The sequence below is a fragment of the Luteimicrobium subarcticum genome (assembly GCF_002798015.1).
In the GTDB taxonomy this organism is placed as follows: domain Bacteria; phylum Actinomycetota; class Actinomycetes; order Actinomycetales; family Cellulomonadaceae; genus Luteimicrobium; species Luteimicrobium subarcticum.
Genome location: NZ_PGTZ01000006.1, coordinates 72,325 through 92,032 on the forward strand (window position 1 = coordinate 72,325; position 19,708 = coordinate 92,032).

Annotated in this window: 20 protein-coding genes; 8 read left to right on the forward strand and 12 right to left on the reverse strand. The window is 74.0% G+C overall.

What is annotated here, in order from left to right; translation table 11 throughout:
- Positions 1 to 8 precede the first annotated feature (8 nt).
- Together CLV34_RS00915 and CLV34_RS00920 are read right to left on the reverse strand one after the other, a co-directional pair.
- Complete coding sequence (locus tag CLV34_RS00915) at positions 9 to 212, reverse strand: cold-shock protein (RefSeq protein WP_100348411.1); 204 nt, start codon at positions 210 to 212, stop codon at positions 9 to 11.
- Positions 213 to 465: 253 nt separating this feature from the next.
- Positions 466 to 1,389: a proteasome assembly chaperone family protein gene (locus tag CLV34_RS00920; RefSeq protein ID WP_100348412.1), complete on the reverse strand. Its 924-nt coding sequence runs from the start codon at positions 1,387 to 1,389 to the stop codon at positions 466 to 468.
- On the opposite strand from CLV34_RS00920, the gene CLV34_RS00925 reads away from it, so the two are divergent.
- The 3 genes from CLV34_RS00925 (at position 1,388) to CLV34_RS00935 (ending at position 5,584) form a co-directional block, all read left to right on the forward strand.
- Positions 1,388 to 3,796, forward strand: a complete 2,409-nt coding sequence (locus CLV34_RS00925; RefSeq protein ID WP_245858860.1) for a HelD family protein — start codon at positions 1,388 to 1,390, stop codon at positions 3,794 to 3,796. The two genes, CLV34_RS00920 and CLV34_RS00925, sit on opposite strands and share 2 nt — an antisense overlap.
- A 71-nt stretch (positions 3,797 to 3,867) precedes the next feature.
- On the forward strand, positions 3,868 to 5,067 hold the full coding sequence (gene serA, locus CLV34_RS00930; protein ID WP_100348413.1) for a phosphoglycerate dehydrogenase: 1,200 nt from the start codon (positions 3,868 to 3,870) through the stop codon (positions 5,065 to 5,067).
- Between the two features lie 106 nt (positions 5,068 to 5,173).
- Positions 5,174 to 5,584, forward strand: a complete 411-nt coding sequence (locus tag CLV34_RS00935; protein ID WP_100348414.1) for a pyridoxamine 5'-phosphate oxidase family protein — start codon at positions 5,174 to 5,176, stop codon at positions 5,582 to 5,584.
- Positions 5,585 to 5,657: 73 nt separating this feature from the next.
- On the opposite strand, the gene CLV34_RS00940 is transcribed toward CLV34_RS00935, so the two are convergent.
- From CLV34_RS00940 to CLV34_RS00950, 3 genes are all read right to left on the reverse strand, one after another.
- Positions 5,658 to 5,873 carry a DUF5302 domain-containing protein gene (locus CLV34_RS00940; RefSeq protein WP_100348415.1) on the reverse strand — a complete coding sequence of 72 codons (216 nt, stop codon included), beginning with the start codon at positions 5,871 to 5,873 and terminating at the stop codon, positions 5,658 to 5,660.
- Positions 5,874 to 6,027: 154 nt separating this feature from the next.
- On the reverse strand, positions 6,028 to 6,513 hold the full coding sequence (nrdR, locus tag CLV34_RS00945) for a transcriptional regulator NrdR (RefSeq protein ID WP_100348416.1): 486 nt from the start codon (positions 6,511 to 6,513) through the stop codon (positions 6,028 to 6,030).
- Between the two features lie 112 nt (positions 6,514 to 6,625).
- Positions 6,626 to 7,030, reverse strand: coding sequence for a LysM peptidoglycan-binding domain-containing protein (locus tag CLV34_RS00950; protein ID WP_100348417.1), 405 nt, complete (start codon positions 7,028 to 7,030; stop codon positions 6,626 to 6,628).
- A 186-nt stretch (positions 7,031 to 7,216) separates the two neighbouring features.
- Between CLV34_RS00950 and lexA the strand changes: the two genes are divergently transcribed.
- Entirely contained in the window at positions 7,217 to 7,960 is a 744-nt protein-coding gene (lexA, locus tag CLV34_RS00955) for a transcriptional repressor LexA (protein ID WP_100348418.1), read from the forward strand.
- 24 nt (positions 7,961 to 7,984) lie between these two features.
- Here the strand turns inward: lexA and CLV34_RS00960 are convergent, their stop codons facing one another.
- Genes CLV34_RS00960 through hflX form a run of 3 tightly spaced genes read right to left on the reverse strand, consistent with a single transcriptional unit; the run spans position 7,985 to position 12,781 of the window.
- On the reverse strand, positions 7,985 to 9,001 hold the full coding sequence (locus tag CLV34_RS00960; protein WP_100348419.1) for an L-lactate dehydrogenase: 1,017 nt from the start codon (positions 8,999 to 9,001) through the stop codon (positions 7,985 to 7,987).
- 54 nt (positions 9,002 to 9,055) lie between these two features.
- A complete protein-coding gene (locus tag CLV34_RS00965) occupies positions 9,056 to 11,152 on the reverse strand; it encodes an ATP-dependent DNA helicase (RefSeq protein ID WP_245858862.1) in 2,097 nt (698 codons plus the stop codon).
- A 9-nt stretch (positions 11,153 to 11,161) separates the two neighbouring features.
- Positions 11,162 to 12,781: a GTPase HflX gene (hflX, locus tag CLV34_RS00970; RefSeq protein WP_100348420.1), complete on the reverse strand. Its 1,620-nt coding sequence runs from the start codon at positions 12,779 to 12,781 to the stop codon at positions 11,162 to 11,164.
- 75 nt (positions 12,782 to 12,856) lie between these two features.
- Between hflX and CLV34_RS00975 the strand changes: the two genes are divergently transcribed.
- The gene (locus tag CLV34_RS00975; protein ID WP_100348421.1) at positions 12,857 to 13,480 is read left to right on the forward strand and encodes a class I SAM-dependent methyltransferase; all 624 of its coding nucleotides are present in this window, start codon (positions 12,857 to 12,859) and stop codon (positions 13,478 to 13,480) included.
- On the opposite strand, the gene dapF is transcribed toward CLV34_RS00975, so the two are convergent.
- From dapF to CLV34_RS00990, 3 genes are read right to left on the reverse strand one after another with little or no spacing between them, the layout of a single operon-like run.
- Positions 13,443 to 14,411 carry a diaminopimelate epimerase gene (dapF, locus tag CLV34_RS00980; RefSeq protein ID WP_100348422.1) on the reverse strand — a complete coding sequence of 323 codons (969 nt, stop codon included), beginning with the start codon at positions 14,409 to 14,411 and terminating at the stop codon, positions 13,443 to 13,445. The genes CLV34_RS00975 and dapF overlap by 38 nt on opposite strands.
- Positions 14,408 to 15,451, reverse strand: coding sequence for a tRNA (adenosine(37)-N6)-dimethylallyltransferase MiaA (miaA, locus tag CLV34_RS00985; protein ID WP_100348423.1), 1,044 nt, complete (start codon positions 15,449 to 15,451; stop codon positions 14,408 to 14,410). Before miaA ends, dapF begins: the two co-directional genes overlap by 4 nt.
- Positions 15,448 to 15,891, reverse strand: coding sequence for a hypothetical protein (locus tag CLV34_RS00990; RefSeq protein ID WP_157803646.1), 444 nt, complete (start codon positions 15,889 to 15,891; stop codon positions 15,448 to 15,450). Before CLV34_RS00990 ends, miaA begins: the two co-directional genes overlap by 4 nt.
- Before the next feature lie 79 nt (positions 15,892 to 15,970).
- Between CLV34_RS00990 and CLV34_RS00995 the strand changes: the two genes are divergently transcribed.
- Complete coding sequence (locus CLV34_RS00995) at positions 15,971 to 16,585, forward strand: type III secretion system chaperone family protein (protein WP_245858863.1); 615 nt, start codon at positions 15,971 to 15,973, stop codon at positions 16,583 to 16,585.
- Positions 16,582 to 17,094, forward strand: coding sequence for a type III secretion system chaperone family protein (locus CLV34_RS01000; RefSeq protein WP_100348425.1), 513 nt, complete (start codon positions 16,582 to 16,584; stop codon positions 17,092 to 17,094). Before CLV34_RS00995 ends, CLV34_RS01000 begins: the two co-directional genes overlap by 4 nt.
- Positions 17,095 to 17,115: 21 nt before the next feature.
- Here CLV34_RS01000 and miaB read toward each other — a convergent pair whose 3' ends face one another.
- A complete protein-coding gene (gene miaB, locus CLV34_RS01005) occupies positions 17,116 to 18,723 on the reverse strand; it encodes a tRNA (N6-isopentenyl adenosine(37)-C2)-methylthiotransferase MiaB (RefSeq protein ID WP_245858866.1) in 1,608 nt (535 codons plus the stop codon).
- Positions 18,724 to 18,877: 154 nt separating this feature from the next.
- On the opposite strand from miaB, the gene CLV34_RS01010 reads away from it, so the two are divergent.
- Complete coding sequence (locus CLV34_RS01010) at positions 18,878 to 19,639, forward strand: amino acid ABC transporter ATP-binding protein (protein WP_100348427.1); 762 nt, start codon at positions 18,878 to 18,880, stop codon at positions 19,637 to 19,639.
- Positions 19,640 to 19,708: the final 69 nt, after the last annotated feature.

Sequence of the window (19,708 nt, forward strand, 5' to 3'; positions counted from 1 at the left end):
CCGACGGGTCAGACCGGTCGGACGTTCTCGGCCTGCGGGCCCTTCGGACCCTGCGTGATCTCGAACTCGACGCGCTGCGCCTCGTCCAGACTGCGGTACCCCTGGGTGTCGATCGCCGAGTAGTGGACGAAGACGTCGGAGCCGCCGCCGTCCTGGGCGATGAACCCGTAGCCCTTCTCCGCGTTGAACCACTTCACAGAACCCTGCGCCATGCTGCGTTCCTCTTGTCCTTCTGCCCTTCGAGGGACTTGCCGTGGGCCGGGCCCTTCACCCGACCACCGTGCCGCGCCGAGGAGCGGGCACGGTCGCGCTCGGGAGCCTCCGTCGGCTCGGTCGAGCGGCGGGTCCGGTCCAGCAACTCGCTGCAACCCGGACAGTGTGGCACGGAGCGGACCCTTCGGCCATCGGCACGACGAGCGGGCTTTTCCGACAGGTCGGCGCCGCCCTGGCCCACCCGCCGACCGGTCACTCGCCCCCGTGCTGCTGGGCCAGGAAGCGCTCGAGCTCGGCGCCCAGCTCGTCGGCCGACGGCAGCCGCTCCTCCTGCGCCAGGAGGCTGCGCGCCTCGCTCTGCGCGAACGCGTCGTACTGCCGCTCCAGCCCCTCGACGAGCGCCGTCAGCTCGTCGGAACCGGCGACCTGCCGCGCGACCTCCGCGAGCGCCTCCTGCGACTCCTCGCTCACCTCGCCGCTCCAGAGGTCGAGCCCGGTCGCGCCCTCGAGGAGCGTGAGCCCGTGCATCGCACCCGGCGCGTACGGCGTCTGGGCGGCGTAGTGGGGCACGTGCACGGCGTGCCCGATCGCGTCGTGGCCGGAGCGCCCGAGCCGGTACTCGAGCAGGGCGGACGCGCTCGCGGGCACCTCGGCGCGGCCGAACCACGCCGGCGCCGCGCCCACGAGGGCGTCGGACGTCCCGTGGACGGTCGCCGTCGCGGCGCGCGTGTGCGGGACGGCCATCGGGATCCCGTGGACCGTCGCCACGAGCGACACGCGCAGCTCGTCGACCACCTGCGTGACGGCCGCGACGAACCGCTCCCACTGCAGGTCGGGCTCCGCGCCGTGCAGGACGAGGAACGGCGACCCCTCGGCGTCGTGCAGGAGGTCGATCGCGAGCACGGGCTCGTCGTAGTCGGCCCAGCGCGACGCGTCGAAGGTCATGGTGGACCGCTTCGACCGGTAGTCGAGCAGCTGGTCGACGTCGAACGTGGCGACGCGGCGGCCACCGTGCTCCAGCAGGTGCTCGCGCACCCGGCGGCCGACCCCGCCCGCGTCGACGAAACCGTCGAGCAGGTGCACGAGCACGGGCCCGGTGCCCGGCGCGCGGCCGAGCTCCTCGGCCACCGTCGCACGGTCGATCTCGTAGATTCCTCGCGGGTCCAGTCCGGTCATGACCGTCACAACGCACGACGGCGCCGGACGCTTCCCGATCGCGGGATACTGGATGGCCGTTCCCACGACCGGACCCTGTCGTCCGGCCGGGCGGGCGGCAGCCGTCATCGCGACGGCAACCACGAAGAACAGGTCAGGACGAGCAGGTCAGGAGGACCGCGTGCCGGGCAGCAGGCAGCACGAGCTGGACCACGAGCAGGGCGTGGTGGACATCTTGTACGCCCGGCTCGACGCGCTCCGCGCCGCGGCTCACGCGAGGCTGCGCGCCGTGCGCCGCGAGGGTCCGTCCGGATCACCGCAGAACCGCAGCGAGCGCGACGCCTTCGCGACGCTGTACGAGGACCGCGTGGCGCAGCTCGACGGCGTCGAGGAGCGGCTCGTGTTCGGACGCCTCGACCTGCAGGACGGCACCACGCGGTACGTGGGCCGCATCGGGCTGACCGACGACGAGCACGTGTCGCTGCTCACCGACTGGCGCGCGCCCGCGGCGCAGTCCTTCTACCGGGCGACGGCAGCGCAGCCCGACGACGTGCGCCGGCGGCGCCATCTCGTGACCCGGGCGCGGACGGTGCGCTCGGTCGAGGACGAGGTCCTCGACCTGCGGAGCACCGACCACGAGACGGCAGGCCTGTCGGGCGAGGGCGCCCTTCTCGCGTCGCTGTCGGCGGGGCGGACCGCGCGCATGCACGACATCGTCGCGACGATCCAGCGCGAGCAGGACGAGATCATCCGCTCCCCGCTCGCGGGCGCCCTCGTCGTGCAGGGTGGGCCCGGGACGGGCAAGACGGCCGTCGCGCTGCACCGCACGGCCTACCTGCTGTACGCGCACCGCCGCCAGCTCGAGCGCTCCGGCGTCCTCGTCGTCGGCCCGAGCCGGTCCTTCCTGCGCTACATCGACCAGGTGCTCCCGTCGCTCGGCGAGACGGGTGTCGTGAGCTCGACGATCGGTGACCTGCTCCCGGGCGTCACGGCGACCGCCGTCGAGGACCCCGCGGTGACGGGGGTCAAGGGTCGCGCCGTCTGGAAGGACGTCGTGGCGCGCGCCGTGCGCGCCCGGCAGCGCGTGCCCGCGCAGGACGTCACCGTGCGGCTCGACGGGCACGTCCTGACGATCCGGCGGTCCGACGTCCGGGACGCGCAGGGGCGTGCCCGCCGCGCGCACCGGCCGCACAACGAGGCCCGTGGGGTGTTCGTCAAGGAGATGCTGCGGCGGCTCGCCGACCAGTACGCGGCCGCGGCGGGGCTCGAGCCGGGCGAGGTCGGGCACGACGTCCTCGAGGACCTGCGCGCCCACCGCGACGTGCGCGTGACGCTGAACCTCGCCTGGCTGCCCATCACCCCGCAGCGGCTCGTCGAGGACCTGTGGACCAAGCCGCACCGGCTCGCGGAGGCCGCGCCGGAGCTCACCGCGGCCGACCGCGCGCTGCTCGCGCGCCCCGCCGGTGCTCCCTGGACGGACGCCGACGTCCCGCTGCTCGACGAGGCCGCGGAGCTGCTCGGCGAGGACGACCAGCTCCGCCGGGCCGAGGAGCGTGCCGCGGCCGAGCAGCGCGCCGCCGACCTGGAGTACGCGCGCCAGGTCCTGACGTCCTCGGGTGCCGGCGGGGGCATGGTCGACGCCGAGACGCTCGTCGGCCGGTTCACGGACGGCGGCCCGCGGCTCACCACGGCGGAGCGCGCCGCGACGGACCGACGGTGGGCGTACGGGCACGTCGTCGTCGACGAGGCGCAGGAGCTGTCGGCCATGGCGTGGCGCATGCTGCTGCGCCGCTGCCCGACCCGGTCCTTCACGATCGTCGGCGACGTCGCGCAGACCTCGTCGCCGGCGGGCACCCGGTCGTGGGCCCGGACGCTGCGGCCCGTGTTCCGCGACGCGTGGCACGTCGCCGAGCTGACGGTGAACTACCGCACGCCGGCCGAGGTGGCGCGCGCCGGGCTGCGCGTCGCGCGGGCTGCAGGCCTGCCGACGTCGACGCTCGAGTCGGCGCGCGAGGTCGGTGGCTCGCTCGTCCTGCGCCACGTGGCCGCCGGGACGGTCGTGACGGCGGCCGCCTCGGCCGCGGACGAGCTCGCGCTCGAGCTCGTCGGGGACGAGGGAGGTCGCGTCGCCGTCGTCACGACGCGGGAGCGCGTCGGGGCGGTGCACGAGGCGGTCGTGGCGAGCCTCGCGCGCACCCGAGGTCCGGGCGTCGCCGACGCCCTGACGGGCGGGCCCGAGGCCCGCGTCGTCGTGCTCGACCCGGTCGCCGTGAAGGGGCTCGAGTTCGACGCCGTCGTGCTCGTCGAGCCGGACGAGATCCTCGCGGGGACCTCGGGGGCGTCCGACCTGTACGTCGCGATGACCCGCCCGACGCAGCGTCTCGTGGTCGTGCACGAGCGGGCCCTGCCGCCCGGGCTGTCCGACTGACCGTCCGGACGGACTGTCCGACTGACGAAACTCGTTTGGTCGCCAGGCGGGACAGGGCGCACCATGGACGCGTGCAGCGAGCCCTCCTCCTCGAGAACCTTCATCCTCACGCCCGGACGGCCCTCGAGGCGGCCGGCTTCGAGGTCGTGACCCGCACCGGCGCCATGGACGAGTCCGAGCTGATCGACGCCCTCCAGGGCGTCCAGCTGCTCGGCATCCGCTCCAAGACGAACGTGACCGAGCACGTCGTGCGCAACGCGCCCGACCTGGTCGCCGTCGGCGCGTTCTGCATCGGGACCAACCAGATCGACCTGCAGGCCGCAGCGTCCCTGGGCGTCGCGACGTTCAACGCGCCGTTCCAGAACACGCGGTCGGTCGTCGAGATCGCCCTCGCCGAGATCATCGCCCTGACCCGGCGCCTCACCGAGCGCGACAAGGCGCTCCACGCCGGGGTGTGGGACAAGTCGGCCGACGGCGCGCACGAGGTGCGCGGCCGCACGCTCGGCATCATCGGCTACGGCAACATCGGCACGCAGCTGTCCGTCGTCGCCGAGAGCCTCGGCATGGCCGTCGTGTTCTACGACACCGCCGAGAAGCTGGCCCTCGGCAACGCCCGGCGCATGGACAGCCTCGAGGAGCTCCTCGAGATCGCGGACGTCGTGACGCTCCACGTCGACGGCCGCGCCGGCAACGCCGGCCTCTTCGGCGAGAAGGAGCTCGCGCGGATGAAGCCCGGCGCGATCTTCCTCAACCTCTCGCGCGGGTTCGTCGTCGACACCGCGGCGCTCAAGGAGGCGATCACGTCCGGTCACCTCGGCGGGGCGGCCGTCGACGTCTTCCCACAGGAGCCGAAGCGACGCGGCGACGCGTTCGAGTCGGACCTGCGCGGCCTGCCGAACGTCATCCTCACCCCGCACATCGGCGGCTCGACCGAGGAGGCGCAGGAGGCGATCGGTCAGTTCGTCTCGGCGAAGCTGCGCGACTACGTCGCGACCGGCTCGACGACGCTCAGCGTCAACGTGCCGAACCTGGCGCTCGAGCACGGCACGGGCATGACGCGCATCGCGCACCTGCACCGCAACACCCCCGGCGTGCTCGCGGCCGTCAACAACACGCTCGCCTCGCACGGCGTCAACATCGAGGGCCAGCTCCTCGCGACGCGCGGCGAGCTCGGGTACGTGGTCACCGACGCCGGCGCCGCCCTCGGCCCGGACGTCGTGGCCGAGCTCGCAGCCATGGAGCAGACCGTCCGGCTGCGCGTCATCGGCTGACGGGCGACGCGATCCGACCCATCCCTGGGCCGGCCACCGGAACGCCACCGACACCCTGCCCCGCCCCGGCGCGCCCGCCGGGGCGGCCGGTGGCACGATCGGCAACATGACCGGATACACGACGGACTCCGTGACCGAGCTCGACGACCGGCAGTGCCGCGAGCTGCTCGCCGCACGCACCATCGCCCGGCTGGCGGTCAGCTTCCACGACGACATCGAGATCTACCCCGTCAACTACACCGCCGCGAACGACGCCATCTGGATCCGCACGGCGCCGGGCACCAAGCTCGCCACGCTGACCGTGCAGCACCGCGTGGCGATCGAGATCGACGGCTCCGACGCCGACGGCATGTGGAGCGTCGTCGTCAAGGGCGACGCCGAGGTGGTCGAGGACGAGGCCGTCCTGGCCTGGGCCGACGAGGGCGGGCCGAAGCCCTACGTCGCCGAGGGCAAGGACGTGGTCGTCCGGATCGGCATCGGGCGCATCACCGGCCGCAAGCTGGTCCGTCCGGTCTGACACCGCGGTCCACCCTGAGCTCGGGCGCGCTCCGGTGCGGTGCCGCCGCACCGCACCGCCGGATCGCGCCGGCTCAGCCGGACTTGCGGCGGAAGTCGCGCCGGGCGGGCCCCTGGTTCTCCGACCCGTGGACGGCGCCGGTGTTCACCGCCGACGACGCCGACGCGTGGTGTGCCGCGTTCTTCCGGTCGAGCGCCTCCTTGAACCGTGCCTTCACGTCGTCCGCCGCTGCGGGTTCGACAGCATCCTGGTCCGGCGTCTCGTCGCGGCCCTTCGTCGTGTCGCTCATGTCGCGGCTCCGTCCTTCTCGTCGCGGTTCCCTGTCGTCGGCGCCGTCCGGCACCGACCTCCACCCTGCCCGTTCGCCCGGGTCGCCGCACCCTGCCGCACCGTGACGGTGCGGCAGGAGCGGACGCACCCGGACGCCCGGGCAAGAAGTCTCCTCAGTCGTCCGCGGTCTCCGTGACCGGCTCGCCGCGCCGCTCGCGGTCGCCCCGCAGCGACTCGATCGCGGACTCGAAGTCCTCGAGCGACTCGAACGCCTGGTACACGGACGCGTACCGCAGGTACGCCACCTCGTCGAGCTCGCGCAACGGGCCGAGGATCGCCAGGCCGATGTCATAGGCGTCGAGCTCAGCGGTGCCCGACGCCCGCAGGGTCTCCTCGACCCGCTGCGCCAGCAGTGCGAGGTCGTCCCCCGACACCGGGCGGCCCTGGCACGCCTTGCGCACGCCCGCCACGACCTTGTCCCGGCTGAAAGGCTCTGTCGCCCCTGAACGCTTCACGACCGAGAGGCTCGCCGTCTCGATCGTCGTGAACCGCCGGCCGCACTCGGGGCACTGACGACGGCGCCTGATGGACGCACCGTCGTCGGACGTCCGTGAGTCCACCACCCGCGAGTCGGGGTGGCGGCAGAACGGGCAGTGCATGACGGCTCCTCGGAAGTGGCGCGGGGACGCCCTCAACCTAGGTGCGCGTCAAGGCCGCTCGCAACCAGGCGCACCGCCTCGTGCGGACGCGACCGCGCGCCCGTGCACGCGATCAGCCGCGGTGGGCGGGGACCAGGAGCACCTGCCCGACGGTGAGGTCACCGGACTCGAGGCGGTTGATCCGCATGAGCTCGGCGACGACGTCGCGAGGGTCCTCGCCCGGGCGGGCGACCGATCGCGCGACGGCCCAGAGCGTGTCACCCGGGACGACCGCGTGACGCACCACCTCGATGCCCGCGTGCGGACGCTCGGCGGTCGCGGTGCTCGTGACCCAGGCGCCACCGAGCCCGAGGGCGAGCACGAGAGCGAACAGCACGCCCCGGCCGCGGCGCGTGAGGCGCAGCTCCGGCGCGACGCCTCGGGCACCCGGTCGCCGCACCGCGCAGGCGGACTGCGCGGCGGGCTGTGCGATGAGCGACGGACGAGCCGGGTGGTGCTGCAGTGCCAGGGTGCTCATGATGATCTCCCAGTTGGCTCGGGCGGACCGAAGTCGAACAGGTGTTCGTCGAACGTCTGTACGATTTCTAGCACGAGGCGCCGACACGCGTCCAGCATCTGTCGAACAGATGTTTGAAACAGCACGTCAGGTGGCCTACGGTGGACCCAGCGACGGCGGGCGTCGCGGCGGACGGGGAGGCACTCGATGGGCACCGGCACGGACGGCACGCAGAGCGGCAGCGGGAGCGACGGGCTGGCCACGGTGAGCCGGCTCGGGGACGCCCCCGTCGGCACCGACGGGCTCACCACGCGACAGCGCCTCGTGCTCGAGACGGTGCGTGCGTCGGTCGAGGAGCGCGGGTACCCGCCGAGCATGCGCGAGATCGGCGAGGCGGTCGGCCTGACGAGCCCGTCCAGCGTGAAGCACCAGCTCACCGCGCTCGAACGCAAGGGCTACCTGCGACGCGACCCCAACCGTCCCCGGGCCATCGAGGTCGTCCAGCCCGACGACTCCCGGCGCACCGGCGTCCTCGGCGCCCCCCTGCCGGGCGGCGACGACGCCGAGAGGGCGGGCGCGCCCGCCTACGTCCCGGTCGTGGGCCGCATCGCGGCGGGCGGCCCGATCCTCGCCGAGCAGGTCGTGGAGGACGTCTTCCCGCTCCCCCGCCAGCTCGTCGGCGAGGGCGAGCTCTTCCTGCTCAAGGTGGTCGGCGACTCGATGATCGACGCGGCGATCTGCGACGGCGACTGGGTCGTCGTCCGCCGTCAGCCGGTCGCCGAGAACGGTGAGATCGTCGCCGCCATGATCGACGGCGAGGCCACCGTCAAGACCTTCAAGCGGTCGGACGGCCACGTCTGGCTCATGCCGCACAACCCTGCGTACACCCCGATCCCCGGGGACGACTCGCAGGTGCTCGGCAGGGTCGTGAGCGTCCTGCGCAGCATCTGACCTCTCGGCCGACCTCGTGGCGCGTCAGAACCCGAACTGGCGCGCCACCTCCCGGAGCGACGTCGCCGAGGACCGCAGGCCACCCAGCTCGTCCTCAGACATCGGCGTGCTGACCGTCTCGCGGACGCCTTCGCGGTCCACCAGCGACGGCACCGAGAGGCACACGTCGCTGATGCCGTAGTAGTCGTCGAGGAGCGACGACACCGGCAGGATCGCGTGCTGGTCGTCGAGCACCGCCTCGACGATGCGCGCCCCCGCCAGGCCGATCGCGTAGTTGGTCGCGCCCTTGCCCGCGATGATCCGGTACGCCGAGTTGACGACCTCGTGGTGGATCTCCTCGCGGTCCTGCGCGCTCAGCGGGGCGCGGCCCCGCACGCCCGGCCAGTCGAGCAGGGGCACGCCGCCGATGGTGGCCGAGCTCCACAGGGGGATCTCCGTGTCGCCGTGCTCGCCCGCGATGTACGCGTGGACGTTCTGCACGGCAACACCGGCCCGGTCGGCGAGCAGGAAGCGCATGCGCGACGAGTCGAGCACGGTTCCCGACCCGAAGAGCCGGTGGGAGGGCAGCCCGGTGATCTTGAGCGACGCGTAGGTCACGACGTCGACCGGGTTGGTGACCATGACGTAGACGGCGTCGGGCGCGACGTCGACCAGCCCGGGCAGCACCTTGCGCATGAGCCCGATCGTGTCGCCCGCGAGGTCGATGCGGCTCTGCCCGGGCTTCTGCTTGGCCCCCGCCGTCACGACGATCACGTCGGAACCCGCGCACACCGACACGTCGTCGGACCCCTCGACGCGCGCCTGCGGCATGAACTGGATGCCGTGCTGCAGGTCGAGCACCTCGGCCTCGACCTTCGCGGCGTTGATGTCCATGAGGGCGACGGTGCGCGCCGCGCCGCGCATCAGCGCGGCGTACGCCATGGTCGCGCCGACGGCTCCCGCGCCGACGATCGAGAGCTTGCTGGGCCGACCTGACGACGGCGCCGTGGCCGCCGCCAGCTCAGGGTGCCCGCCGGTGATTCCTTCTGCTGCCGATGCCATGGCCTCGTCCTCGTGTCGTGGGTCGCGTCCTCGGTCGTCGCGTCGGTCGCCAGCCTATTTGCGCAGGCGCTCGAGCGCAGCCGAGGCGACCGCCGGGTCACGCGTCAGCCAGAACGGCGGGAGCGACCGCTGCAGGAACCCGCCGTAGCGCGCGTTCGCGAGCCGCGAGTCGAGGACCGCCACGACGCCCCGGTCGTCGACCGACCGGATCAGGCGGCCCGCGCCCTGGGCGAGCAGGAGGGCAGCGTGCGTCGCGGAGACCTGGAGGAACCCGTTGCCGCCCGCCGCGTCGACGGCCTGCGCGCGCGCCGCCCGCACCGGGTCGTCCGGGCGCGGGAAGGGGATGCGGTCGATCGTGACGAGCCGCAGGCTCGGCCCCGGCACGTCGACACCCTGCCAGAGCGAGAGCGTGCCGAACAGGCACGTCTCCTCGTCGGCGGCGAACTCCCGCACGAGGGTCGGGAGCTGGTCGTCGCCCTGGCACAGCACCGGCACGTCCAGGCGATCACGCATCGCCTCGGCCGCGAGCTGTGCGGCGCGGCGCGACGAGAACAGGCCGAGCGTGCGCCCGCCGGCCGCGCTCACGAGCCGCTCGAGCTCGGCGAGCTGCGGCTCGCCGAGGTCCCGCCCGGGCGGCGGGAGCCGGGAGGCGAGGTACAGGATCCCTTGGCGCGGGTAGTCGAACGGGCTCCCGACGTCGATGCCCTGCCAGGCCGCGTCGCCGCCCAGCCCGAGGGTGCGGGCCGCCGGGTCGAACGACGCACCGAGCTCGAGCGTCGCCGACGTGAACACCCCGACGCGCTCGGCGAGGAGCTGCGTGCGCACCAGGCCGGCCACGTCGAGCGGCGCGGCGTGCAGGGCGGACACCGACGTCCCGCCGGCACCGCCGACCCCGCCGCCCGCCGGGCCGTCTCCGGGGCGCGAGCACCAGACGACGTCGCGACCGTCGGCGTCGCCCGCCATGCGTTCCGCGACCTCGAACGCGGCGAGGACCGCGGACTGCGCGACCTTGATCCCCGTGCCGGACTCCGGCTTCTTCGGGTCGGGCTTGAGCGCGCTCGACACCTCGCGCAACGCGTCGCGCACCCCCGCGACCGCGAGCCGCGCGTCGTCGGGCAGCCCGTGGGGGAACCGCTCTGCCGGGAGCTGGGCGACGAGCGCGCCGAACGACTGCGTCGCCGTGTCGAGCGCCGCGGTCTGCACGCCCCCGTGCCGGCGCGCGAGCCGCGCGGCGTGCTCGATGCTGACGACGGACAGCTCGGCCGTGGCCTGCGCGGTCACCCGGTCGGTGAGCTCGTGCGCCTCGTCGACGACCAGGACGGCGTGCTCGGGCAGCGCCCCGGGCGAGCCGGACGCCGCCACCCCGAGCATCGCATGGTTCGTGACCACGACGTCGGCCTCCCGCGACGCCGCACGTGCCCGCTCCGGAAAGCAGTCCTCGATGAGCGGGCAGCGCTGGCCCAGGCACTCGAGCGCGGTGACCGACACCTGGCGCCACGCCCGCTCGCTCACGCCCGGGACGAGCTCGTCACGGTCGCCCGTCGTGGTGTCGGCGACCCACTCCGTCGCCGCACGGACCTCGTCCGCGAACGCCCGACGGGCCCGAGCACCGCCGTCGCGCCCGGAGCCGGCCGCCCGGCGCGCCGTGCCGGGACCGTCGGCGGTGTCGTCGGTGGCGGGGTGCTCCGCCGCGCCCGCCGGCTCGGCGGCGGACAGCTCGAAGAGCGTGCCCGGCTCGTCGGGCGGGTAGCCGCCCGACACCTTGTGCCGGCACGCGTAGTTGTGCCATCCCTTGAGCAGCGCGATGGTCGGACGTCGCGGCAGGTGCGGCTCGAGGGCGTCCGCGACGAGCGGGAGGTCACGCGTGATGACCTGCCGCTGGAGCGCCAGGGTGGCCGTGCTCACGACGACGCGCTCACCCGTCGTGACGGCGTGGTGGACGGCCGGCACGAGGTAGCCGAGCGACTTGCCCGTCCCCGTGCCCGCCTGCACGAGCAGGTGCTCACCCGACGCGACGGCGTCCACGATGGCCTGCGCCATGCGGTGCTGCCCCTCGCGGCGCGCTCCTCCGAGCGCGTCGACGGCGACGTCGAGGAGCGTGTGGACGGGTCCGTCCGGGATCTCGGGCGGGGACGCGGGGACGGACGGCACCGGCCGAGTCTACGAGTGCCCGCCCACGACGGCGTCCGTCCGGTCGTCGTTGTGGACGGCACTGCCGGCCGCGACGAGCTCGGCCGCGAGGTGGTCGTCGACCCGGGCCCGCAGGCTGGTGCCGTCCGCCGTGTGCTCCTCGCGCTCGATCTCGCCGGTCGCGTGGACCCTGCTGAGCAGGTCTCCGCGGTCGTACGGGAGCAGCACGTCGACCGTCCTGCCCGGCCGCGGCAGCGCGGCAGCGACGCGCTCGAGCAGGTGCTCGATGCCCAGCCCGGTGTGCGCGGAGACGAGGACGGCGTCCTTCTCGCGGCGGCGCACCGTGTCGACCGTGTCGGGGTCGGCGCGGTCCGCCTTGTTGAGGACGACGATCTCCGGGACGTCCATGGCGCCCGGCACGTCGGCCAGGACGGCACGGACGGCGGCGATCTGCCCGTCGGGGTCGGGGTGGCCGGCGTCCACGACGTGCAGCAACAGGTCGGCGTCCCCCGCCTCCTCCAGCGTCGAGCGGAACGCCTCGACGAGCTGGTGCGGCAGGTTACGGACGAAGCCCACCGTGTCGGCGAGCGTGTACGTGCGGCCGTCGGGCGTGCGCGTGCGGCGGATCGTCGGGTCGAGCGTCGCGAACAGCGCGTTCTCGACCAGCACGCCCGCGCCGGTGAGCGCGTTGAGCAGGGACGACTTGCCGGCGTTGGTGTAGCCGACGATCGCGACCGACGGGACGGCGTGCCGCTTGCGCGACGCGCGCTTGGTCTCGCGGGCCGGGGCCATCGCCGCGATCTCGCGACGCAGCTTGGCCATCCGGCCGCGGATGCGCCGGCGGTCGAGCTCGATCTTGGTCTCACCGGGACCGCGGGAGCCCATGCCGGCACCGGCCGAGCCGACCTGGCCGCCCGCCTGGCGCGACATCGAGTCGCCCCAGCCGCGCAGACGCGGCAGGAGGTACTCGAGCTGCGCGAGCTCGACCTGCGCCTTGCCCTCCTTGGACTTCGCGTGCTGCGCGAAGATGTCGAGGATCAGCGCGGTCCGGTCGACGACCTTGACCTTGACGATGTCCTCGAGCGCCCGGCGCTGGGACGGGGCGAGCTCGCCGTCCACGACGACCGTGTCGGCGCCCGTCTCCTGGACGACGGCCGCGAGCTGGGCCGCCTTGCCCTGGCCGAGGTAGGTGCCCGGGTCGGGCGTCTGACGGCGCTGCAGCACCCCGTCGAGCACCTGCGACCCCGCGGTCTCGGCGAGCGCCGCGAGCTCCCGGAGGCTGATCTCCGCGTCGGCGGCGTCCCGGGACCACAGCCCGACCAGCACGACGCGCTCGAGGCGCAGCTGCCGGTACTCGACCTCGGTGACGTCCTCGAGCTCCGTCGACAGACCCGCGACACGGCGCAGGGCCGACCGTTCCTGCAGGTCGAGCTGCTGGCCGTCGGCGGCCGTGTGCCGGGTGCCGCCCGCGTCGACCGCGGTGCCGGCACGCGCCAGGACGCGTGCCACCACGTCGCGCGCCGTCGCGTCGGCGTCCCGACCCGGACCTGAGCCGTCGGTGCCGTCACCGGAGCGCCGGGTCTCGGGGGGCTGCGCGGCGCCGTCCGCAGGGGACTGCTCGGGCTCGCGCTCGTCGGGGGTGGGGGTCATGGTCGCCTCTCGTCGGGACCTCCATCGTCCCACGTCCTCGGGCACCGACCCCAGCCGTTTGTAGACTGCTTCGCTGTGAGCGAGCAGCAGGACCACTACTTCACCGCGCGGCCCGCGTCGGCCGACGAGCGCCGGACCATCAGCGTGCGCCTCGCCGGGCGCGACGTGGACGTCGAGACGGCCGGCGGGATCTTCTCGCCCGGGCGGCTCGACCTCGGCACCCAGGTGCTGCTGCGCTCGGTGCCCGACCTCCCGGCCCACGCGGCCGACGTGCTCGACCTGGGCTGCGGCTGGGGGCCGGTGGCCCTCACTGCCGCGCTCGAGCGGCCGGACGCACGGGTGTGGGCGGTCGACGTCAACGAACGGTCGCTGGACCTCACGGGACGCAACGCCCGCCGGCTCGGGCTGACCGGCGTGGTGCCGAGCACGCCCGACGCCGTCCCGGACGACGTCCTGTTCGACGCGATCTGGTCGAACCCGCCGATCCGCGTCGGCAAGCACGTGCTGCACGGGATGCTCGACCAGTGGCTGCCGCGGCTGCGGCCGGGCGCGAGCGCCTACCTGGTGGTCCAGCGCAACCTCGGCGCGGACTCCTTGCAGACCTGGCTCGCGGACCGGTTCCCGGCCGAGGAGGTCACGCGGCTCGCGTCAGCGAAGGGCTTCAGGGTGCTGCAGGTGCGGACGCCGCCCGAGGGCTGATCGCCGCGACGCCTCGTGCGTCGCCCACGACCCCGCCGGCGGGGTCGAACGTGCCCGCGAACACCAGCTCGGCCGGCCCTGCGAGCTCGACCCTCCCGCCGCGCAGCGCACGCACCCGGACGGTCCCGCCCGGGACGTCGACGAGCCACGTGTCGGGGGCGCCCGACCCCGCCCACGCGCGGACGGCGAGCGCCGCGGCGCACGTCCCCGTGCCGCAGGACCGGGTCTCCCCCACGCCGCGCTCGTGGACGCGCATGCGCAGCCGGCCGACCGTCCCGTGCTCGGTCACGGCCTCGCCGAGCGGCACGACCAGCTCGACGTTCGTCCCCGCGGCCGGCTCGGGCCGGACCGCGGGTGCCGCCGTGAGATCGAGGGCGTCGAGCTCGGCCTCGTCCGCGAGCGCGACGACGGTGTGCGGGTTGCCCAGGTCGACGCTCAGCGCGGGGCGCGGCGCCGTCCAGCCGGCGACGGCGACCTCGGCGTCGTACCCGCGCCCGACCGCGTCGTCGCCGCCGGGGAAGCGCCACTCCCCCATGTCGACGACGTACCAGCCGCCCGGCTCGCGCGTGATCCGCTTGACGCCGGCGCGCGTGCCGACCGCGAGCTCCCCGCCCTGGCCCAGGTCGGCCAGGCCGAGGTGCTCGACGAACGCGCCGAACACGCGCACGCCGTTGCCGCACATCTCCGCGACCGAGCCGTCGGCGTTGCGGTAGTCCATGAACCACTCGGCGTACGGGGCCTCGGCCAGCACCGCGGCGCCCTCGGGCAGGTGGCGCGAGGCGACCAGCCGGATGACGCCGTCCGCGCCGACGCCGCGGCGCCGGTCGCACAGGTCGCGCACGAGGTCGGGCGTGAGGTCGAGGGCGTCGTCGGGGTCGGCGACCAGGACGAAGTCGTTCTCGGTCCCGTGACCCTTGACGAAGGCGATCATGAGCCCAGACTACGGCGCACGGGAGCGGCGTCGGCACCGTGCCCGCCGTCGGACGCCCCGCCGTGGGCACCCGCGAGCGGACCGCCGGGGACAGGGGCCCTCCGGGCGTCGTCGAGGACCGCGAGGGCGCGGTCCGCGAGGTCGGGGGCCTGGGCGTCGAGCCAGGTCACGCGGGGGTCGCGGCCGAACCAGCCCATCTGCTTGCGCGCCAGCCGGCGCGTGTTGGCCACGATCGCCTCCCGAGCCTGGTCCGGCGTGCACCGGCCCGCGAACGCGTCCAGCACCTCGGCGTACCCGACGGCGCGGGACGCGGTGCGGCCCAGGCGCGGCGCGAGCCGCTCCACCTCGGCGAGCAGGCCACCGTCCCACATGCGCGCGACGCGTCCCGCGACCCGGGCGTCGAGGACCTCGCGGTCGCAGTCGAGCCCGAGCTGCACCGCGGGCCGCACGTACTCCTGCCGCGGGAGGTTCGCCGTGTACGGGCGGCCCGTGATCTCCACGACCTCGAGCGCGCGCACGATCCGGCGCGTGTTGTGCGGGCCGATGGCGTCGGCGGCCTGCGGGTCGAGACGCGCGAGCTCGGCGTGCAGCGCGAGGCGGCCCTCCCGCTCGGCGCGCTCCTCCAGAGCGGCCCGGACCGCCGCGTCGGTGCCGGGGAAGTCCATGACGTCGAGCAGCGCGCGCACGTAGAGACCCGAGCCCCCGACGACGACCGCGACCGCACCCCGCGACGCGATCGCGTCGAGGTCCGCGCGCGCGTCCTCCTGGTAGCGCGCGACGGACGCGTCGTCCTCGGGGTCGACCACGTCGAGCTGGTGGTGCACGATGCCGCGGCGCTCGTCCACGGGGACCTTCGCGGTGCCGACGTCCATGCCGCGGTAGAGCTGGAACGCGTCGGCGTTGACGATCTCGGCGCCGCCCGGGGCGTCGTGTCCGAGCCGCTCGGCGAGGTCGAGCGCGAGGTCCGACTTGCCGGTCGCGGTGGGTCCGACGACCGCCACGACGAACGGCGGCGGGCCTGCCGCCCGCGACCCGCTCACGGTGCCTCCTGCGCGCCGGCGCGGGCGACGTCCCGGACCACGACCCGGACGACCACGTCCCCGGGCCGTCCGCCGTCGTGCCCGGGGTGCGGCACGACGACGTCGACGGGACCGTCCCACCCCGCGGCCCCGAGCGCGAGCAGCGCGACGCTCGTCGGCACGTCCGCGCGACCGCTCGCGGTCGCGTCGTTGCCGTGGAAGGACCACCGGGCCCAGCGGGCGGCGACGCCCACCGGGCCGAGGTCCGGCACCGGACGACCGGCCGACCCCGCGGCGGCGAGGACCGTCACCGGGGCGGGGTGCGCGGGCGGGGCGCCGCCCAGCGCCCGCCGAAGGGCCGCGAGCACCTCCCGCCGCTCGCCCACCAGGACGTCGGCTCGGCCGGCGACACCGGGGACCAGCAGCGCGGTGCCCGGCACGCGGACGTCGACCCAAGGCATGCACCGAGGGTACGGGAGGGTGCGCGAGGGTACGGGGACGTCACGTCGCGTCGTGGGCGCCCGCGGGTACCGTAGTCGCGTGACCCTGTTCGACAGGTGGCGGCACGACCCGCACCGTGACCCCCACCGTGACGACCACCGCGCGGACGCCACCGCCCGGCGCCCGCGGCGGATGCGGCGCGAGCCGCTCGACGACGCGACCGCCGCCGAGCTCGGCCTCGACGCGGGGCGCGGCACCGTCCGGCAGGTCCTCGCCGACCTCGCCCCCCGCCCGCTCGACAGGGCTCGGGTCGTCGACTGGCTCGGCAGCGAGGGGTACTCGTACTTCGTCGACTCGGAGGGCGATCTCGGCGGCATCTGGCAGGGGCGGCTGTTCTACTTCCTCCTGTTCGGGGAGAACGACGAGATCGTGCAGGTCCGCGGGCAGTGGCACCGCGACCTGACGATCGAGCGCCTCGAGGAGATCCTCGAGGTCTGCAACGAGTGGAACGCGGACCGCATCTGGCCCAAGGCCTACACGCGGGTGCGCGACAACGGGATGGTGCAGGTCTACACGGAGGTCACCGTCGACCTGGAGTTCGGGGCGAACGACGAGCAGCTCGCCGACGTCCTGCAGTGCGGGCTCAGCACGGCGTCGCTGTTCTTCGACACGCTCGACGACACCTACCCCGACCCGCTGCGGAGCACGCCGTGAGGCCGCAGACAGGGTGGCTCGGTCGCCTGCTCCGCAACGCCACCAAGGGCCCCGCCGAGGCACCTCACGAGAGCGACGTGCCCACGCCCGTGACCACCGAGCGCATCGCCGCGTTCCTCACGCGTCGGGGATACCGGTTCCGGATCGACGACGACGGTGACATCACCGGCACCTGGGAAGGGCACCGGTTCTGGTTCCTGCTGCTCGGCCCCCACGGCACGCTGCTACAGGTCCGTGGCCGGTGGGCGCGGACCGTCGGCGGGGACGAACGGCTCGGCGTGCTCCAGGCCGCGAACGACTGGAACCGCGACCGCATCTGGCCGAAGGTCTACCTGCGCGAGGAGGACGGCGGACTCGGCGTGTACGGCGAGGTGTCCGTCGACCTGGAGCACGGCGCGACCGACGACCAGCTCGGCCAGGTCGTGTCGTGCGGTCTCGGGACAGGCGTCCAGCTGTTCTCCGCGCTCAGCGCGCTGCTGCCCGGGCAGGAGGACCTCCCGGAGGAGTGACGCCGTCGGCGGTGTCGCGGCTCAGCGCCGCGCGAGCGACGGCATGCCGAGCAGCACCGCGCCGCCCGCCGTCTGCTCCGCGCCGTGCGCGTGGTCGTCGCCGCCGATGCCGCACGCGGCGCGCTCGCGGCCCGCCCAGGCGTCACCCGCACGCGTGCGACGGACCGTGAAGGTGCCGCCGGTGAGCGCCGAGTCCGCGATGAGGTGGTGGGGCGCGCCGTGCGTCACGTCGACACGGACCATGTCGCCGGGGCGCGGCAGGTCGGCGGGGAGATCGGCCGCCAGGCGGGGGTCGTCGGCGCCGCCGGTCAGCCCTGCGGTCGACGCGCCGGGCGCCGGGGTCTCGGGCGCAGGAAGCGCGAAGTGGACCAGGCGGTTGTCCGCGGCGCGGCCCGTGAGCCGGTGCGTCTCGCCGTCCTTGCGACCGGACCCCTCGGTGACGAGCACCTCGAGCGTGCGTCCCACCTGACGGGCCGACTCCTGGGCGCTGATGCGCTCCTGGAGCGCGAGCAGCCGCTCGAACCGCTCCTGCACCACCGCCTTCGGCAGCTCGGGCAGGTCGGCCGCCGGCGTGCCCGGGCGGGTCGAGTACTGGAACGCGAACGCGGACGAGAACCGCGACGCCTCGACGACCCGCAGGGTCTCCTCGAAGTCCGCGTCCGTCTCGGTCGGGAAGCCGACGATGAGGTCCGTCGTGATCGCCGCGTCCGGCATGGCGGCGCGCACGCGGTCGAGGATCCCGAGGAACTTCTCGGAGCGGTACGAGCGGCGCATCGCTCGCAGCACGGCGTCCGAACCGGACTGCAGCGGCATGTGGAGCTGGGGCATGACGTTCGGCGTCTCGGCCATCGCGGCGATGACGTCGTCGGTGAACGCCGCCGGGTGCGGCGAGGTGAAGCGGACACGCTCCAGCCCGTCGATCGTCCCGCAGGCGCGCAGCAGCTTCGCGAACGCCGCGCGGTCGCCGAACTCGACGCCGTAGCTGTTGACGTTCTGGCCGAGCAGCGTGACCTCGACCGCGCCCGCCGCGACGAGCGCCTCGACCTCCGCGAGGATCTCGCCGGGCCGGCGGTCGCGCTCCCTGCCGCGCAGGTGCGGCACGATGCAGAAGGTGCACGTGTTGTTGCAGCCGACGCTGATGGACACCCAGCCCGCGTACACGGACTCGCGACGCGTCGGCAGGGTCGACGGGAACACCTGCAGCGACTCGTGGATCTCGACCTGCGCGGCCTCGTTGTGCCGGGCCCGCTCGAGCAGCACCGGGAGGGCGTCCAGGTTGTGGGTGCCGAACACGACGTCCACCCACGGCGCCTTCTCGACGATCGTGCCGCGGTCCTTCTGCGCGAGGCAGCCGCCCACGGCGATCTGCATGCCCGGCCGCCGCGCCTTGACCGACGCGAGCTGGCCGAGGTTCCCGTAGAGACGGGTCGCGGCGTTCTCGCGCACCGCGCACGTGTTGATGACCACGATGTCGACGTCGCCGTCCACCTCGGCCGCAGCGGACGCCTTGGTGTAACCGGCGTCTTCGAGCAGGCCGGCCATGTGCTCGGAGTCGTGGACGTTCATCTGACAGCCGAGCGTGCGCACGGCGTAGGTGCGCGGCTGCGTGGGAGTGGCTTGCGTGGACATCCTCACCAGGGTAACGGGCGCGTCGGCGTGCGACGGATGCATGACCTTCCCGTCGCGTGCTGCGGTGCTCCGCAGCCGCGGGGGTCACAGGATCGTGTCGAGAGCGTTATCTGTCGGACATGTGCTGGCTGAGGCTTTCGTCTAGGGTCGACAGATGGCAGAGGTGACGCACAGCACATCCACACCGGTCGTCGAGCTGGTCGGCGTGAACAAGCACTTCGGCGAGCTTCACGTGCTGCGCGACATCGACCTGACCGTCAGCAAGGGCGAGGTCCTGGTCGTCGTCGGACCGTCCGGATCGGGCAAGTCCACGATGTGCCGAGCGATCAACCGGCTCGAGCCCATCGACTCGGGCACGATCCGCGTCGACGGCGTCCCCCTCCCCGAGGAGGGCCGACCCCTCGCCCGGCTGCGGTCCGACGTCGGCATGGTCTTCCAGTCGTTCAACCTCTTCGCGCACAGGTCCGTGCTCGACAACGTCACGCTCGGGCCCGTCAAGGTCCGCAAGGTCAAGAAGGCCGAGGCCAAGGACGAGGCCATGGAGCTCCTGTCGCGCGTCGGCGTGCAGGACCAGGCCGACAAGCTCCCCGCGCAGCTCTCGGGCGGGCAGCAGCAGCGCGTCGCCATCGCCCGGGCTCTCGCCATGCACCCCAAGGTCATGCTCTTCGACGAGCCGACGTCCGCGCTCGACCCCGAGATGGTCGGCGAGGTGCTCGACGTCATGGTCTCCCTCGCCCGCGACGGCATGACGATGGTCGTCGTCACCCACGAGATGGGGTTCGCCCGCAAGGCCGGCGACCGTGTCGTCTTCATGGCCGACGGCCAGCTCGTCGAGCAGGCCACCCCGGACGAGTTCTTCACCCACCCGCAGAGCACCCGCGCCCAGGACTTCCTGTCCAAGATCCTCAGCCACTGACCCGCGCCGGGCCACCGCGCGCGCACCCGTACCCGCACCCACCGACGAATCTCCCGAACCCACCGAACC

Bases quoted from the DNA above. Each gene is read 5' to 3' on its own strand.
- CLV34_RS00915 (WP_100348411.1), bottom strand. From the start codon at position 212: ATGGCGCAGGGTTCTGTGAAGTGGTTCAACGCGGAGAAGGGCTACGGG.
- CLV34_RS00925 (WP_245858860.1), top strand. From the start codon at position 1,388: ATGACCGTCACAACGCACGACGGCGCCGGACGCTTCCCGATCGCGGGA.
- CLV34_RS00920 (WP_100348412.1), bottom strand. From the start codon at position 1,389: ATGACCGGACTGGACCCGCGAGGAATCTACGAGATCGACCGTGCGACG.
- CLV34_RS00935 (WP_100348414.1), top strand. From the start codon at position 5,174: ATGACCGGATACACGACGGACTCCGTGACCGAGCTCGACGACCGGCAG.
- CLV34_RS00940 (WP_100348415.1), bottom strand. From the start codon at position 5,873: ATGAGCGACACGACGAAGGGCCGCGACGAGACGCCGGACCAGGATGCT.
- nrdR (WP_100348416.1), bottom strand. From the start codon at position 6,513: ATGCACTGCCCGTTCTGCCGCCACCCCGACTCGCGGGTGGTGGACTCA.
- CLV34_RS00950 (WP_100348417.1), bottom strand. From the start codon at position 7,030: ATGAGCACCCTGGCACTGCAGCACCACCCGGCTCGTCCGTCGCTCATC.
- lexA (WP_100348418.1), top strand. From the start codon at position 7,217: ATGGGCACCGGCACGGACGGCACGCAGAGCGGCAGCGGGAGCGACGGG.
- CLV34_RS00960 (WP_100348419.1), bottom strand. From the start codon at position 9,001: ATGGCATCGGCAGCAGAAGGAATCACCGGCGGGCACCCTGAGCTGGCG.
- hflX (WP_100348420.1), bottom strand. From the start codon at position 12,781: ATGACCCCCACCCCCGACGAGCGCGAGCCCGAGCAGTCCCCTGCGGAC.
- dapF (WP_100348422.1), bottom strand. From the start codon at position 14,411: ATGATCGCCTTCGTCAAGGGTCACGGGACCGAGAACGACTTCGTCCTG.
- CLV34_RS00990 (WP_157803646.1), bottom strand. From the start codon at position 15,891: ATGCCTTGGGTCGACGTCCGCGTGCCGGGCACCGCGCTGCTGGTCCCC.
- miaB (WP_245858866.1), bottom strand. From the start codon at position 18,723: ATGTCCACGCAAGCCACTCCCACGCAGCCGCGCACCTACGCCGTGCGC.
- CLV34_RS01010 (WP_100348427.1), top strand. From the start codon at position 18,878: ATGGCAGAGGTGACGCACAGCACATCCACACCGGTCGTCGAGCTGGTC.